This window comes from Nocardia sp. NPDC005825, assembly GCF_040630175.1.
Classification (GTDB): domain Bacteria; phylum Actinomycetota; class Actinomycetes; order Mycobacteriales; family Mycobacteriaceae; genus Nocardia.
The window spans coordinates 171,700-187,712 of the sequence record NZ_JBEXXC010000004.1; the positions used below are offsets into that span (position 1 = coordinate 171,700).

The following is a 16,013-nucleotide window of genomic DNA, read 5'->3' on the forward strand; positions in this document are numbered from 1 at the left end:
ACTGATATGACCCCTTCCCCGGGCTCCACGTCCGAAGCCGATTACGTCGTCGTTGGCGCGGGTAGCGCCGGCGCGGTGCTGGCCGGGCGTCTCGCGCAGGCCGGCGCGAGCGTGATCCTGTTGGAGGCCGGGCGCAAGGACAACACCCAGCTGGTCACCCGCCCCGGCATGATCTCGATGGTCCACACGGTCCCGCAGCTGAAGAAGCTGGTGACCTGGAAGCAGTACTCGGTTCCGCAGAAGCACGCCAACGACCGCAAGATCCCGATGACCCGCGGCAAGGTGCTCGGCGGCTCGTCCTCGGTCAACGGCATGCTCTACGTTCGCGGCAACAAGGCCAACTTCGACTCCTGGGCCGCCGAGGGCAACAAGGGCTGGTCCTACGACGAGGTCCTGCCCGCCTACAAGCGCCTGGAGAACTGGGTCGACGGCGCGGACGACTACCGCGCCACCGGCGGCCCGATCGAGGTGACCCGCCCGCGCGAGATCACCCCGATGGCCGAAGAGTTCATGACCGCCGCCTCCCAGACCCTCGGCGCGCCGATCATCAAGGACTACAACGGCGAGTCGCAGGAAGGTCTGTCGATCTTCCAGCAGTCCGTCAAGGACGGCGTCCGCTACAGCTCCTCGCGCGGCTTCATCACGAACATGCCGAACTCGCACATGACCGTGCTCACGCACGTGCACGCCACCCGCGTGGTCATCGAGAACGGCCGTGCCACCGGCGTCGAGATCGCCGAGAAGAACGGCACCCGCCGGATCGTGAAGGCCGCCAAGGAGGTCATCGTCTCCGGTGGTGTGATCGGCTCCCCGCAGCTGCTCATGCTCTCGGGCATCGGCCCGGCCGCGCAGCTGCGCGAGCACGGCATCGAGGTCGTGGCGGACCTGCCGGTCGGCCAGAACCTGCACGACCACCTGTTCGTGCCCATGACCTTCGTGTCCAAGAAGGCCATCCACCGCGGCATCCCGACCTACTTCGCGCGCGGCATCCTCAAGGAGATGCGCAACCCGGGCAGCTCCTTCATGGGCCGCACGGTCTTCGAGGCCGCCGGCTTCGTCAAGACCAAGTTCGCCGAGGGCGACCACCCGGACATGCAGATCCACACCCTGCCGTGGAGCTACCCGACGCCCAACCAGGACGCCGACAAGCTGCACCTGGTGGACCGCCGCCCGGCCTTCACCATCATGCCGTCGCTCATCTACCCGAAGAGCCGTGGCGAGATGAAGCTGGCCTCGGCGGACCCGTTCGCCTCGCCGCTGATCGACCCGGGCTACCTGACCGACCCGTGGGACACCGAGTTCCTGGTCGAGGGCATCAGGATGATCCAGGAGATCATGTCGCACAAGAGCATCGCGGGCGACTGGACCGAGAACTTCTTCCCCGGCAAGCAGTGGGCCGACGAGACCGCGCTGCGCCGCGAGCTGCCCAACCGTGTGCACTCCATCTACCACCCGGTCGGCACCTGCCGCATGGGCGTGGACGAGCGCGCGGTCGTCGACCCGACCCTGAAGGTGCACGGCATCGAGGGCCTGCGCGTCGCCGACGCCTCGATCATGCCCAGCATCACCGGCGGCAACACCAACGCGCCGAGCTACATGATCGGCGAGAAGGCCGCCGAGTTCATCAACGGCGGACAGTAATCCCACCGAGCCGCTCCGGAGACTGCTACTTCCCTGGTAGCTCCGGCGCGCGGGTCAGCGGCCACGACCATCGCTGACCTGCAACAGCCCCGGGCCTCCTACCTCTCGGCCCGGGGCTGTTGTCCTTTCTCCCGAGGAGTCAGCGGTGTCCCTGCCCGTCGATCTGTGGCTCAACGCGCCACTGGCCGAATCCGCTTCGCGCGCCGCGCGATTGCGCGAACTCGGGGTGGACGGCGTGTTCACCTTCGAGGGCGCGCACGACGTGTTCGCGCCGCTCACCCTGGCCGCCACCGCCGGAACCGACATCATGACCAATGTGGCCATGGCGTTCCCGCGCAGCCCGATGCACCTCGCGCACACCGCGTGGGATCTGCAGGCGCTCTCGGGCGGGCGGTTCCGGCTCGGACTCGGCAGCCAGATCCGGCCGCACATCGAGAAGCGGTACGGCAGCGTCTGGTCGGAGCCGGTGGAGCGGATGCGCGACACGGTGCTCGCGGTGCAGGCGATTCTGCGGGCCTGGCAGACCGGGGAGCGCCTCGACTACCGCGGCCGGTTCTGGCAGCACACGCTCATGACGCCGCAATTCGATCCGGGACCGAATCCGTCCGGGCCGCCGCCGGTGCTGGTCGGCGCATTGGGTCCGCGCATGACCGCCATGGCCGCCGAGGTCGCTGACGGGCTGCTGGTCATGCCGTTCACCACCGAGCGCCACTACCGGGAGCGGACCCTCGCCGCGGTGGAGAAAGGCCGCGGCGAATCCACCCGGCCGTTCGAGATCATCGTGGAAGCCATTGTGGCCATGGGTGATACGGACGAGGAGCTGGCCGCGGCGCGCAAGGCGGTGCGAAACCTGCTGGCGTTCTACGGTTCCACGCCCGCCTACCGCCCGGTGCTGGAGGTCGAGGGCTGGGCGGATCTCCAGCCCGAGCTCAATCTGCTGTCCAAGCAGGGTCGCTGGCGGGAGATGGCCGGACTGATCGACGACACCATGGTGGACGCCCTCACCGTCAGCGGCACGCCCGCCGAGTGCGCCGACCTGATCCGGAATCGCTTCGGGGACACCGCCGCTCGCGTCTGCTGCTACTTCCCCGGCTACCAGGTCGGCGACGATGCCATCGCCGACCTGGTGACCGCCCTCCACGCCTGATCAGCCCACGGTGATGGGCTCGGCCAGCTCGTACAGACTCCGACGGCCGGTCATATCGGTGACCACCAGCCGCGGCAGGTTCGGGCCGAGCCCGTTGTAGACGTGCGAGGCCGCCGGATCGGTGGTGGTCTCGTGCGAGCCGTCGCCGAAGTACCAGTCGTAGCGGCGAATGGCGCCGCCCGCCCGCTCGGCGTCGAAACTGACCGCGTTGCCGGACCGGGCGGTCACCTTCGACGCCGTGAACCCGATGCCGAACGGCTCACCGCCACCGAACCATTCGCTGATCCGGGGATTCATCAGGAAGACGTCGGCGTGCTTGCGCGCGACCTCGAGGTCGGGCGGTGACACGGCCGGAATGGCCCGGCACTGCGGCAGGTCGCTGGCCTGCGGGCAGACCAGCAGACGCAGCGACGCCGCCTCGTCGCCGAGCGGGTTCAGGGTCGGCGTGCGCTCGGCCGGCTGCGCGATGTCCCGGGGCGTCTGCGCGGGCTCCGGCACGACCTGCGCCGGATCCCGAACGCCCACCGCATCCTCGGTGAACAGCCCGTCGGCGGCGGTGGCGTACTCCTCGCCGGCGGCGGCATTGGCGTCGGCGACGGCCTGCCGGAACAACTCCGAGGACACCCGCACGAACTCCGACCAGCGCTGGGTCAGCGACTCCGGCACCCGGTCCCCGTCGTAGCCGTGGAAGTAGTTGCCCACCAACACCTTCGGCGTGCCGGGCAGTTGGTGCGCGGCCTGGACCGCCTCCCGCATACCGCGACCGCCGTAGCCGAGGGTCGCCCCGCTGTAATAGGGCACGGCGGCGGCCGGGTTCACCGCGTCCGCGCCCACCCCGCCGCATTCACGGTGCACCGCGGCCGCCAGATCCTGGGTGCCGGGCGTGACGCCCACCGGAATGCCGAAGATCGGGTCCAGATCGTTGAGGCAGCCGTCGATCAGCACCAGATCGACCGGGTAGCCGTTCGCGGTGGCGTCGCCGGTGGCCTTGGCGAGCTGGCAGAACACGTCGAGGGTGGCGTCCCCGCCGGGGCATTTGCCGGTCGGGTGTTCACCGGGCGCGTCCAGGGCGGCGCCCGAAGCGGTGTAGTCGTGCAGGGTGGCGCCGCGGCCGGTCCGGGATCCCAGCGCATCGGCCACCACGGTGGCGAAGCTGTGCTTGCGCGGGGCGCTCACGCCGCCGAGCACCGACTGGCCCCACAACACCGAGTCGCCGACCGAGACCACGTGCAGCGGACGGCAATCCCGGTTCACCCGGAAGTTCCACGGCTTGCCGTAGCCGGTGACGTCGCCGCCCGGGATCCGGGCGCGGGCGTCCACGCGGAGCAGGCCGTCGGCGGGGAGCTCGTCGTGGCGGAGATCGAACCCGACCGTCATCACATCGTTCTGCACCACGGTGATGCCGCTGCGAATCGGCTGCCCGCCACCGAGAATCCGCCACTCCACCTCCGCGTGCGAGTCGACGCCCGACGGGAAGTAGACGGCGGCGGTGCCGTGCAGCGGGCCGGCGCACGGCCCGTCGGGAGGTGCGCTGACGTCGATGACGAGGGGAAGGTCGCTCGCGGGCTCGGCGACCGCGGGTAGCGGCCGACCCGCCTGCGCCACGATTCCGGCCACCGCGATCGCACCCGCCAGGGCCGGCAGCAGGGCCGCACGACACCGGCGAGATCGCCACACTTTCATTGCTCCTCCTGGGAGACGCGCAATCCGACAGCAGACATGGTGCGGACGCGGCGGCACGGCACCCGGAGGCGCGCCGAAATGGCCCAATTTAGCCGGTTCTACCTGCGCATCTGTTAGACAAAAGGGATGAACGCGAGAAATCTGACACTCGCTACAACCGCCTTCGCCCTCACCTTCTGGGCATGGAATCTGATTGGTCCGCTAGCGAGCAGCTATACCGAGCAGCTGGACCTCTCCCCCGGCCGGCAAGCGCTGTTGGTCGCCACCCCGGTCCTGGTCGGATCGCTGGGCCGGATTCCGGTCGGCGTGCTCACCGACAAATTCGGCGGGCGGTTGATGTTCACCGCCGTCTGCTTCATCTCGATCATCCCGGTACTGCTCGTCGGCTGGTCGAATTCGTTTGCGGCACTGATCATCTGGGGATTCTTCCTGGGCATCCCCGGCACCTCGTTCGCGGTCGGCGTGCCCTTCGTCAACGGCTGGTTCGAACCGGCCCGCCGCGGCTTCGCGACCGGCATGTTCGGCCTCGGCATGGGCGGCACCGCGGCCTCGGCGCTGCTCACCCCGCGCCTGGTCGACCACCTCGGCCGCGCCCAGACCCACGTGCTGATGGCCGTCGCGCTGGCCGTCATGGGCGCGATCATGTGGCTGTTCGCCCGCAACGCCCCGCAGTGGCAGCCGGCCACCGAACCGGCGCTGCCGCGGATCACGGACGCGCTGAAGCAGAAGGCCACCTGGCAGGGTTCCATCCTGTACGCCCTCGCGTTCGGCGGATTCGTCGCGTTCTCCACCTACCTGCCGACCGTGCTCAGGAACGTCTACGAGTTCTCGCAGTCCGAGGCCGGCCTGCGCACCGCGGGCTTCTCCCTCGCGGGTGTGCTGGCCCGCCCGCTCGGCGGCACACTGTCCGACAAGATCGGGCCGATCAAGGTGCTGGTCATCTCGTTCGCGGGCGCGGCGACCATGGCGGTCGTGCTGGCCTTCGAGCCGCGGCCCGAGATCCCCGCGGGGCTCGGCCTGATCCTCATGGCCTTCTTCCTCGGCCTCGGCACCGGCGGCGTCTTCGCGCTGATCGCCAAGCTGGTCGAACCCGCGCGCGTCGGCACCGTGACCGGTCTGGTCGGCGCGGCCGGCGGCCTCGGCGGCTACTTCCCGCCGCTGGTGATGGGCGCGGTCTACAGCGCGAACAACGACTACACCCTCGGCTACATCCTGCTGGCCCTCACCGCGGTCGCCGTCCTGCTCTTCACCCTGAGGATCGGCCGCGATCTGCGCCAGACCGCACCGGCCGCCGAAGTCCGCCAACGCGTTTGACCGCTCCACCGGGACGACACCGCGATGAGCCCATCGGGTAGCTCCCCGAAAAGGGGGAATTAGCAGGACTTTTCACTGTTACAAGATCTTGTTAAGGCCGTGCCAAGCACGGCTGGGCATCGTTGTGTCCAACGCCGGAACGCACCGGCGGACCCACCGAGCCACCTTTCCTGGGGCGGGAATGCTGGGGCCGGCCCGTCCACGAGGGGTGACGGGCCGCCCACAGCACACCGATCGACTGGCGTCTCGCTGGGTATCCGGCCTGCCGCGAAGGGGGTGGCAGGCAGGCGCAGAACCCGCGAGTCCGTCCACGAGGGGTGACGGACACGCGGGTTCTCTGTGTCCGACGGCGCTCGCCCGGTGAATGGGGTCGAATGATCTTGTTATCGGCGAATGTGGCCTTGGCGACTCGAGAGACGGCATCATGGAAGGCAAGAGCGCCAAGCAGATTGGGATGGACGATGGAAACCTTGGTCGTACTGGCTCTGGCCTGCCTGATCTACTGGTGGGGTCTACTCTGACCGGGGAGTTTGCGCGACCGCGTAGAGGGCGTCGGCGATCCGGCGGCTGAAGTGGTCGGCATCCTCGGTCCCGTGGGTGAGCGCCCGCATCAGGGTCGCGCCCCGCAGGAATTCGAAGATCGCCTCCGTATCGCAATCCCTGGCCGCCTGGCCGGAGTCGGCCGCCGCCGCCAGCAGTTCGCCCAGCGCCTGAATCGTGGGGCGCTCACCGCCGTCGAGCAGGCGGCGGTAGCTCTCCTGATCGTCGTGATACTCCGACAGCAGGCCGGGGATGGCCGAGCGGGCCGCGGGGTGCGCGGCCGCGTTCAGGAACAGGCGCGTCCAGGCCAGTAGGTCGGCGCGCAGGTCGCCCGAGGGAACCGGATGGTTCTGGTTGTCCAGGGCGAAGATGGCGTCCTCGACCAGGGCGCGTTTACCCGGCCACCGGCGGTAGATCGACGTCGTCACCACACCGGCCCGGCGGGCCACGGCCGCGATGGTGGTGGCCTGATAACCGTCCCGGACCAGAAGTTCCTGGGCCGCGGTCAGCACCATCGCGTCCAGCTGCGGGTCGCGCGGACGGCCGGGTCCGGTGCGGGTGGTCGCGGCACCTGCGGGCACGGCATCTCCCTCGGGTCGTCGAAATTTCTTTCTGGCACAGGTTACATTCTCGCGGCGATGAGAATACGCTACGCCTCGTATTCTAATTCAGTGTGGTCCAGACCACCCTCGTGAGAGGCCCGTCAATGCTGACGCCCCAGGACGAACTCCTCGCCCACCAGCTCCCCACCACCTTCGACCACGTGCAGCAGAGCGACCTGCGCTGGACCGAACGCGTCGTGATGTACGGATTCGACACCACCGGCGAGATCAGCGTCATGACCGGCATGGCGCGCTACCCCAACCGGAACGTGCTCGACGCCTACGCCATGGTCACCATCGGGAACAAGACCGCGCACGTGGTGCGGCTGTCGCGCGAGATCGGCGGCAAGTACGACGGCATCGCCGACTGGACCGTCGGCCCGTTCAAGTACGAGATCGTCGAACCGCTGCGCAAGGTCCGCGCCACCCTCGGCGACAACGAGCACGGCGTGCGACTGCACCTCGACTTCGAGGGCCAGTTCCCCGCCTACGAGCAGGAACCCGCCTTCTTCCGCACCCGCGGCCGGGTCCGCGAGGACGCCCGGCGCTACTACCAGAACGGGCGCATCTCCGGCTGGATCGAGGTCGAGGGCAAGCGCTACGACATCGACCCCGAGACCTGGTGGTTCGGCCGCGACCACTCCTGGGGCACCCGGCACGGCGGTGGCGGCGGCAGCCTCGGCGAGGGTGACGGCCTGCAGCCGTCCGAGATCCCCGATGGCGTCCTCTACTACATGGGCATCTTCCAGTTCGAGGACGAGCTGGTGCATTTCGCGCAGCGCGAGACCGCCGACGGCCAGCGCTGGCATTTCGAGGGCACGGTGCTGCCGCCGCTGGACTCCGGCAAGCAGCCGATCGCCATCGCGACCACCGACCACGCGCTCACCTTCCGCGACGACTTCCGCATCGTGAGCGGCGGCAGCTTCACGGTGTACTCGACCGACGGCCGCAATCGCGAGTTCACCATCACCCCGGTCTCCGACTTCTGGCCCGGCATCGCCGGCTACGACTTCTATCGCGGGTACGCCTCGGGCCTGTGGCGCGGTGAGAACTGGAGCGAGGGCATGACCGTCGACCTCACCGACACCGCGGACCTGAAGCAGGCCAGCATGCTCAGCGAGACCTTCTGCCGCATCGAGACCGAGGGCAAGGTCGGTTACGGCCTCGTCGAGATGGTGTTCATGGGCCGCAACGCGCGGTACGGGTACGAGGGATTCTGACCGTGAACACCACCCGAATTCCCGCCGAGCAGCTGGGCTCGGCACTGGAACCGCTGGTGCGCGAACACTTTCCGAGCACCCAGCGGGCCCGGATCGACGGCTTCACACGCACCGAACGCGGATTCGCCACCGAGACCTACCTCTTCGAGGTCAGTGACGACTACGGCAGCGTTCCGCTGGTGATGCGGAGGCCACCGGACATGTCGCTGTTCCCCGACTACGACCTGCTGCGGCAGGTGCTGGTCATGAAGCGGCTCGCCGGTACCGGCATCCCGGTCCCGACCGTGGCCTGGCTCGAACGCGACGACAACCCGCTCGGCAGCCCGTATTTCGTCATGAACCGCCTCGAAGGGCGGGCGCCGAGCGACTACCCGTCCTATCACGCCGCCGGAACCTACTTCGAGGCCACACCCGAGCAGCGGGCCCGCATGTGGTGGGGCTGCGTGGACACCATCGCCGAAGTCAGCCGAATCGATTGGCGGGCCTCGGGATTGGAGTTCCTGGCCTTCCCGCAGCACGGGAACGGAGTCATCGAGCAGGGGGTGAACTACCTCGACGCGGCCCTGCACTGGGCGTGCGAGGGAAATGTGCCCGACACCTACCGGCGAGCGATCGCGTTCCTGCGCGAGCATCACTACGAACCCGACGAAGCCGTCCTGTGCTGGGGCGACGCCCGGATGTCGAACATCCTCTACGACCAGGACTTCCAGGTCCGCGGCGTGCTCGACTGGGAGATCGCCCACCTGGGCGCCCCCGAATCCGACCTCGCCTGGCTGCTGTTCCTGGACTGGGCGTGCAGCGAATACGAGGGCCACGCTCCCCTGCCGGGCACGCCCTCCCGCGCGGAGACCATCGCCTACTACGAGAAGCGCACCGGCACCCAGGTCCGCAACCTCGAGTACCAGGAGATCTTCTCGGCCGCGCTGCTGTCGATTCCCTTGCTGCGCATGTCCCATCGCGTGCAGCTACCCCCGGAAATGAACATCACCGGCTTCTGCACCGCCCGCATCGAGCAATTACTGAACTGACAGTGTCGCCGTCCACCGATACGCTGTCGCGGCACATTTCATTTCGATCGGGGGGGTTCCCTAATGCTGCGTCTGGGTATCTGGATGGCGATTCTCGGCTTCGGCTCGCTGTTCCTGGAGCAGGCCAATATGCACTTCATCATCCTGGCCTGGGCTGACGATATGCAGCCCGGCTTCGGCATCGTGCTCGGGGCGATCGGGGTACTGGTGGCGCTGGTCTCGTTCGGCATGCAGGCCAAGGACGAGTCGGCCTGAGCCACCAGGAAATAGACGATTCCGCCTCCGGCAGGACGCCGGGGGCGGAATCGTTTTCGCGTATCGACTAGCGGGCCTGAGCCAGCTCCGGCTCGGCCGCCTCCTCCGGAAGTCCTTCCGGCGCTGCCGCCTTCGCGCCCTTCATCAGGAAGAAGGCGATCACCGTGGCGGCCAGCACCGCCGCGCCACCGGCCAGGAAGGTGGTCGACATGGCGTGGGTGAAGGCGTCGCGCGCCGCGCTCAGCAGGGTCGCGTCACCGGTGGCGAAGGCTCCGGCGATGCTGTCGCGGGCCGCCGCCGGGGCGTCGGAAGGCATTCCGTCGGTGTAGGTTCCGGCCAGGATCGCACCCAGCACGGCCACACCCAGCGCGCCACCGGTCTGCTGGATGGTGTCGTTCAGGGCCGAACCGACACCGGCCTGCTCCGGCGGGATGGCCCCCATCAGCGCGCCGATCGCGGCGGGCATGGCCAGACCGGCGCCCGCGCCGACCAGCGCCATGGCCAGGGCCGCGGCCCAGAAGCCCGAGTCGGTGTCGAGCGCGGCCAGGGCGCCCGAACCGGCGGCCAGCACCAGCATGCCGAGCAGGGTCAGCGGGCGGACACCCAGCTTCCGCACCAGACCCGCGCCCACACCCTGCGCCACCAGGGCGGCGAAGGCCAGCGGGGTGAAGGCCAGCGCGGTCTTCATCGGCGTGTAGCCGAGCACGAACTGCAGGTACTGGGTCAGCAGCAGGAGCAGACCGGCATTGGCGAAGGTGACCAGCACCAGCGAGAAGCTGGACCCGGTGAAGACGCGGTTGCGGAACAACTGCAACGGCACCATCGGGTGCTCGGCCTTCAGTTCGCGAATCAGGAAGGCCACCAGGAAGAGCACGGCGACCAGCAGCGAAACCCAGGTTCCGGCAAGGCCCTTGGTCGGGAACTCGATGATGCCCCACACCAGCGCCACGGTGCCGACGATGGACAGCGCCATGCCCGGCAGATCGGTCGGGCGGGCCGGGCCCTTGGACTCCGGCATCAGGGTCATGGCCGCCACGATGGCCACCGCCGCGATCGGCACGTTCAGCAGGAAGACCGCGCCCCACCAGACGTGTTCGAGCATGAGGCCGCCCAGCACCGGGCCGCCGACCATGCCGATCATGGCGACACTGCTCCAGGCGGCGATCGCCTTCGGGCGCTCCTGCTCGTCGAACACGGTGATCAGGATGGACAGGGTGCTCGGCATGATGAGCGCGCCGCCGATGCCCATGATCACCCGGCCGCCGATCAGCATCTCGGGGCTGGTGGCGTAGGCGGCCAGCAGTGAGGCCGCGCCGAAGAGCACCAGGCCCAAGACCATCACCAGCCGGCGACCGAAGCGGTCGGAGAGGCTGCCCGTGGTGAGCAGCAGGCCCGCGAAGACCAGGATGTAGGAGTCGATCACCCACTGCAGCGCCTGCGGGCCGGCGTGCAGGTCGGTGGCGATCTGGGGCAGGGCAACGGTGAGCACCATATTGTCGATCACCAGCACCAGGGAGCTCAGGCAGAGCACCACCAGGATCAGCCAGCGCCGCGGGTCGCGCTGGGCGACCGGCGCGGTCAGCGCCTCGGCCATGTCTTTCGCGGTCATTGTCATGTCCCCTTCGAGAAGCGGTTCCGCACACTGTGCGGCGTTGTCGAACACTGTACGGTCTCCGTACACTGTTCGCAATAGGGAACGGTGTACGGCGGCACGAACGGCGTTCTAGCTGGGGTTATGCTGTTCGGCAGACAAAGGAGGAAGAGCCATGGCGGCCAAGGCACAGGAGTTCTCGTCGGTGTGGACCCGACCGGAACGACAGCGCAAGGATCAGCCCGCACTGAGCCGGGAACAGATCGTCACCGAGGCGCTCGCCCTGCTCGATACCGAGGGCTACGACTCGCTCAGCATGCGCCGCCTCGGCAGCCGACTCAACGCGGGAGCGACCTCGCTCTACACCCACGTCACCAACAAGGACGAGATCCTCGAACTCGCCATCGACGAGGCCTTCGGCGAGGTCCGGATGCCGCCCCTCGCCCCCGAGCGGTGGCGCGCCGATCTCCTGGCGGTCGGCCGCGAACTGCGAGCCACCATTCTGCGACACCCCTGGATCAGCATCGCCATGACCGGCGCCGGACTCGCCTATCTCGGCCCGAACCTGCTGCGCCTGTCCGAGGGCATGCTCGCACTGCTCGAGGCGGCCGGATTCGACGACTACGCCGCCGACCGCGGCTCCAATGCCATCTGGTCCTACGTGATCGGCTCCACTGGCGGCGAGACCGCCATGGTCACCACCGTCGCACGCAGCGGCCAGACCGAACAGGAGTGGTTCGCCAAGATGATGGTGATGGCCGGGCAGGCGACGCAGGGATATCCGCACATCACCAAGCGACATCGCAGCCTGGGGGACATCGACGTCGCCCAGACCCGCGAGGATTTCTTCAACTCCGAACTCAGTCTGATCCTGGACGGCCTGGAACTGCATCGCGACCGCGCGGCCGAGAAATAGCCTGCCGCCTCGGCGGATTCAGCGACCGGTCGCCAGACCGGTCCCCCCGTTGACATCGAGGACGACGCCGGTGGTGAAGCCGTTCACCGCCAGCAGGTGAATGGCGGCCGCGACATCCTCCGGCCGGCCGACCCGGCCCACCGGGGTGGTGGCGACCAGACCGTCGAACAGAGCGGTGCGCTGCGCCTCGGGAACCCGGTCCCACCAAGGCGTATCGATGACACCCGGGGCGACCGCGTTGATCCGCAGCGGGGCGAGCTCGACCGCCAGCGGCGCGACCATGGCATTGAGCGCGCCGTTGATGGCGGCCAGACCCGCCGTGCCAGGGAAGGCCGACCGGGCCGAGGCGGCGGTCACCAAGGTCACCGAACCGTGCGAATCCAGGTGCGGCAGCGCGGCTTTCAGGATGCGGACCTGCGGCCAAAACTTGCCGTCGAAACCGGCGGCCAGCTGATCCAGGCCGAGTTCGGCGAACGGGCCGCTGCCGGCCGAGCCGCTCACCGAGATGACCAGGTGGTCAAGGGTTCCCAGCCCGGCGAAGAAGGCGTCGACCTCGGCCTGGTCGGTGGCGTCCACGGCGTGACCGGTGGTGTCGCCGCCGATGCGGGCCACGGCCGCGTCCAGTTTGCCCCGGTCGCGACCGGTGATGACGACCTCGGCGCCCGCGGCCGCGAAGACGGCGGCGGTCGCCTCGCCGATGCCGGAACTGCCGCCCATGATGACGACGCGCTGTGTTGTGGTCATTGCCGGAACCTCCAGTTTGTTGGAACTGATAGTCTCGACAACAGCGAAACCGAGACTTTTAGTCTCGACAGAACGGTGAGCTGCGCCACAGGAGGGCACCGATGAAAACCCCAGGGCCGCACACCGATCCGCAGCGGCCTCACACCGGCCGCCGCCGCAACGAGGCCACCCACCAGGCCATCCTCGACACGGCGCTGCGACTGCTCGGCGAATCCGGGGGCGCGCCCGTCACCATCGACGCCATCGCGCGAGCGGCCGGAGTCGGGAAGCAGACCGTCTATCGCTGGTGGCCGTCCAAGGGCGTGCTGCTGCTGGACGCGCTCACCGAACGATCGGCCCTGCACGTGCCGACGCCCGACACCGGTTCGGTGCGCGCCGACCTGCTCGCGATCATCGACTCGACCTTCCGCGGCGCGCAGAGCGATTCGACCGCGCCCGCCCTGCGCACCCTGGTGCGCGAGGCAGCGCAGGACCCGCACCTGGCCGAACTGCTGGAAACCTTTACGGCACAACGGCGCCGGGCCGTCCGGGACGTCCTGGAACGGGGGGTCGAACGTGGCGAACTGTCCGATGACGCCGACCTCGATCTCATGGTCGACCAGTTCTACGGCGTGTTCTGGTACCGCTTCGTGCTCGGCCACGCACCCCTCGATACCGCCGTGGCCGAACGGCTCGCCGATTCGATCCTGACCGGGAACACCTGAAGGCCCGCGTCGCCCATGGCGACACGGGCCTCGAGAGTTGGTCAGAGCTGTTCGCGCACAGCCACTTCGATGCGCTTGCCGAGGTCGGCGTCCACGCTCTTCCAGTAGTCGAACACGCGGCTCAGGATCGGCTCGCGCACACCGCCCAGGATGTGGCCGGCCACATTGCTCACCAGGCGATCCCGCTGCGCGTCGTCCATGACCTCACGCACCAGGGTGCCCGCCTGCGCGAAGTCGTTGTCCTCGCGGTGGGTGACGTACCCGGCGCGGATCATGGTCGGGTCGAACGCCCACGCGCCGTCGTCGATGGCGCGGGCCGGGTCGGCGTGCGCGCCGCCGAAGGAGTTGGGCGCATACACCGGAACGGTCGGCGCGTTGTGGCCGGAGCGCATGGCGCCGTCCTGCGAGTAGGAGTTCACCGGGGCGGCCTTGGCGCGGTTCGGCGGCAGCTGCGCGTGGTTGGCGCCGATCCGGTAGCGGTGCGCGTCGGCGTAGGCGAAGACGCGGCCCAGCAGCATCTTGTCGGGCGAGAACGCGATGCCGGGCACCACATTCGAGGGCGCGAAGGCGGCCTGCTCGATGTCCACGAAGTAGTTCGCGGGGTTGCGGTTCAGGGTCCAGCGGCCGACCTCGATGAGCGGGTAGTCCTGCTGCGACCAGACCTTGGTCAGGTCGAACGGGTTGAAGCGGTAGTTCTCCGCCTCGGCGACCGGCATGATCTGGACCTTCAGCGTCCAGCTCGGGTGGTCGCCGCGCTCGATGGCCTCGTACAGATCACGCCGGTGGTAGTCGGCGTCCTTGCCGGCGAGTTCGTCGGCCTCGGCCTGGGTGAGGGTCTTGATGCCCTGATCGGTCTTGAAGTGGTACTTCACCCAGAAGCGTTCGCCCGCTTCGTTGATCCACTGGTAGGTGTGCGAGCCGAAGCCGTCCATGTGGCGCAGGGTGGCGGGGATGCCGCGGTCGCCCATGAGCCAGGTGACCTGGTGGGCGGTCTCGGGACGCAGGGTCCAGAAGTCCCACTGCATGGTGGCGTCGCGCAGGCCCGAGCCGGGCAGGCGCTTCTGCGAGTGGATGAAGTCGGGGAACTTGATCGGGTCCTTGATGAAGAAGACCGGGGTGTTGTTGCCGACGATGTCGTAGTTGCCCTCGGTGGTGTAGAACTTCACCGCGAAACCGCGCGGGTCGCGCCAGGTGTCGGGGCTGCCCTGCTCACCGGCGACGGTGGAGAACCGCACCAGCGATTCGGTGCGGGTGCCCGGCTGGAACAGCGCGGCCTTGGTGTAGCGGCTGACGTCGCCGGTGACCACCAGTTCGCCGAACGCGCCCGCGCCCTTGGCGTGCACCACGCGCTCCGGGACGCGTTCCCGGTTGAAGTGCGCGAGCTTCTCGATCAGGTAGTGATCGTGCAGCAGGATCGGGCCCTGGGCGCCCGCGGTGAGCGATTCGTTGTCGCTGGGCACCGGGGCGCCGGAGTTGGTGGTGGTCGCCTTGGTCATGTCGCCGAGCGTGCTCGCTTTTCTGGAACTAGTCAAGAAAAGCGAGCGTAAACAAAGGTGTATACAGTCCGGGGCTACCGCGGCGGCGGCATCCGATAGGTCGGGAAATCGCCGGGCCAGGTGGGCATCGGCGGCACCGTGAGCGGGTACTGCCGCAGGTAGGACGGGAAGGTCGGCGGCGCGTTGTAGCGCGGCGGCGTGTAGTGGGTCGTGGTCGGCGCGGAGTCATGGCCCGAACCCAGCGCGGCGATCACCACCCGGATCACCAGCAGCACCCCGACCGCCGCCGCCCACCGCCCGAACCGGCTGCCGTCGGACCTCGGCCGCGAAACCGGCGCCTGGACAGCGGCTTTCCGCGTGCCGGCCGGACGACGGGACGCGCCCCCGGCCGCGGCCTCCCGGACCGCCCGCGCCCGCAGCTCGTCCTGCGCGGCCAGCCACGCCAGCTGCTCCCGCACCACATCGCCGTAGGCCGGATCCAGCTGCGCGACCCGCCGCAATTGCTCCGCGCCCGCCTGGTTGTCCCCTCGATCCACCGCGAGCAGCGCGAGCTCGTACAACGCTTCCGCGTGGTCCGGCTCCAGCCGCAGCACCTCCCGGAACGCGGCCTCCGCCTGCGCCTGCGCGTCGGGCCCGTGCACGTTCCGCCGCAGGGTCAGCCCGCGCAGCAGATGCGTGTGCGGGTCATCGGGTTCCAGTTCGAGCGCCAGCTCCAGATTCTCGAGCGCTGCGGCCGGATCGGTATCCCGTTGCGTGGCAGCCAGAATCCGGAAGTTCACCGCCTCGTCCGGCTCGAGCTCGATAGCCCGCCGGGCCGCCGCCTGCGCCCGCTCCCGCCGCTGCGCCCCCTCGTCCCCGGCCGCGCCCCGACTCAACTGCAATTCCGCCAGCGCCCGCACCCGCCACACGAACGGCTCGTCCGGCACCACCCGCATCGCGGTCCCCGCGAACTCCAGCGCCCGCTCGTACTCCCCCGCCCGATAGGCCAGATTGGCCATATCCGCCAACGCCTCGGGATCCTCCGGATCCCCCGCCAGCACCTCCCCCAACATCTCCCGGGCCGCCTCGAACCGCCCGAGATCCGCCAGCACCCTGGCCTTCTCGATCTTCTCGCTCATCCGATCGGCGATCC

14 protein-coding genes are annotated in these 16,013 nt (G+C 68.9%); 8 read left to right on the forward strand and 6 right to left on the reverse strand.

What is annotated here, in order from left to right:
* Nucleotides 1-6 precede the first annotated feature (6 nt).
* A complete protein-coding gene (locus ABZ382_RS13110; RefSeq protein WP_357087765.1) occupies nucleotides 7-1,641 on the forward strand; it encodes a GMC family oxidoreductase N-terminal domain-containing protein in 1,635 nt (544 codons plus the stop codon).
* Nucleotides 1,642-1,792: 151 nt separating this feature from the next.
* Nucleotides 1,793-2,788 (forward strand): TIGR03617 family F420-dependent LLM class oxidoreductase, encoded by a 996-nt coding sequence (locus tag ABZ382_RS13115; RefSeq protein ID WP_357088738.1) that lies wholly within the window; start codon nucleotides 1,793-1,795, stop codon nucleotides 2,786-2,788.
* Here the strand turns inward: ABZ382_RS13115 and ABZ382_RS13120 are convergent, their stop codons facing one another.
* Entirely contained in the window at nucleotides 2,789-4,471 is a 1,683-nt protein-coding gene (locus ABZ382_RS13120; protein WP_357087766.1) for a PKD domain-containing protein, read from the reverse strand.
* 126 nt (nucleotides 4,472-4,597) lie between these two features.
* Between ABZ382_RS13120 and ABZ382_RS13125 the strand changes: the two genes are divergently transcribed.
* Nucleotides 4,598-5,785, forward strand: coding sequence for an MFS transporter (locus ABZ382_RS13125; protein ID WP_357087769.1), 1,188 nt, complete (start codon nucleotides 4,598-4,600; stop codon nucleotides 5,783-5,785).
* Between the two features lie 512 nt (nucleotides 5,786-6,297).
* On the opposite strand, the gene ABZ382_RS13130 is transcribed toward ABZ382_RS13125, so the two are convergent.
* On the reverse strand, nucleotides 6,298-6,906 hold the full coding sequence (locus tag ABZ382_RS13130; protein ID WP_357087771.1) for a TetR/AcrR family transcriptional regulator: 609 nt from the start codon (nucleotides 6,904-6,906) through the stop codon (nucleotides 6,298-6,300).
* A 125-nt stretch (nucleotides 6,907-7,031) separates the two neighbouring features.
* On the opposite strand from ABZ382_RS13130, the gene ABZ382_RS13135 reads away from it, so the two are divergent.
* The 3 genes from ABZ382_RS13135 (at nucleotide 7,032) to ABZ382_RS13145 (ending at nucleotide 9,430) form a co-directional block, all read left to right on the forward strand.
* Nucleotides 7,032-8,147, forward strand: coding sequence for a hypothetical protein (locus tag ABZ382_RS13135; RefSeq protein WP_357087774.1), 1,116 nt, complete (start codon nucleotides 7,032-7,034; stop codon nucleotides 8,145-8,147).
* 2 nt (nucleotides 8,148-8,149) lie between these two features.
* Nucleotides 8,150-9,175, forward strand: a complete 1,026-nt coding sequence (locus ABZ382_RS13140) for a phosphotransferase family protein (protein WP_357087776.1) — start codon at nucleotides 8,150-8,152, stop codon at nucleotides 9,173-9,175.
* 63 nt (nucleotides 9,176-9,238) lie between these two features.
* Complete coding sequence (locus ABZ382_RS13145; RefSeq protein ID WP_357087779.1) at nucleotides 9,239-9,430, forward strand: hypothetical protein; 192 nt, start codon at nucleotides 9,239-9,241, stop codon at nucleotides 9,428-9,430.
* A gap of 67 nt (nucleotides 9,431-9,497) precedes the next feature.
* On the opposite strand, the gene ABZ382_RS13150 is transcribed toward ABZ382_RS13145, so the two are convergent.
* Nucleotides 9,498-11,039, reverse strand: coding sequence for an MFS transporter (locus ABZ382_RS13150; RefSeq protein ID WP_357087782.1), 1,542 nt, complete (start codon nucleotides 11,037-11,039; stop codon nucleotides 9,498-9,500).
* 157 nt (nucleotides 11,040-11,196) lie between these two features.
* On the opposite strand from ABZ382_RS13150, the gene ABZ382_RS13155 reads away from it, so the two are divergent.
* A complete protein-coding gene (locus tag ABZ382_RS13155) occupies nucleotides 11,197-11,937 on the forward strand; it encodes a TetR/AcrR family transcriptional regulator C-terminal domain-containing protein (RefSeq protein ID WP_357087784.1) in 741 nt (246 codons plus the stop codon).
* Nucleotides 11,938-11,955: 18 nt separating this feature from the next.
* Here the strand turns inward: ABZ382_RS13155 and ABZ382_RS13160 are convergent, their stop codons facing one another.
* Complete coding sequence (locus ABZ382_RS13160; protein WP_357087786.1) at nucleotides 11,956-12,681, reverse strand: SDR family oxidoreductase; 726 nt, start codon at nucleotides 12,679-12,681, stop codon at nucleotides 11,956-11,958.
* A 101-nt stretch (nucleotides 12,682-12,782) separates the two neighbouring features.
* On the opposite strand from ABZ382_RS13160, the gene ABZ382_RS13165 reads away from it, so the two are divergent.
* Nucleotides 12,783-13,385 (forward strand): TetR/AcrR family transcriptional regulator, encoded by a 603-nt coding sequence (locus ABZ382_RS13165; RefSeq protein WP_357087788.1) that lies wholly within the window; start codon nucleotides 12,783-12,785, stop codon nucleotides 13,383-13,385.
* Between the two features lie 41 nt (nucleotides 13,386-13,426).
* Here ABZ382_RS13165 and ABZ382_RS13170 read toward each other — a convergent pair whose 3' ends face one another.
* Nucleotides 13,427-14,881: a catalase gene (locus ABZ382_RS13170; protein ID WP_357087790.1), complete on the reverse strand. Its 1,455-nt coding sequence runs from the start codon at nucleotides 14,879-14,881 to the stop codon at nucleotides 13,427-13,429.
* Between the two features lie 74 nt (nucleotides 14,882-14,955).
* Nucleotides 14,956-15,999: a tetratricopeptide repeat protein gene (locus tag ABZ382_RS13175; RefSeq protein ID WP_357087792.1), complete on the reverse strand. Its 1,044-nt coding sequence runs from the start codon at nucleotides 15,997-15,999 to the stop codon at nucleotides 14,956-14,958.
* Nucleotides 16,000-16,013 lie beyond the last annotated feature (14 nt).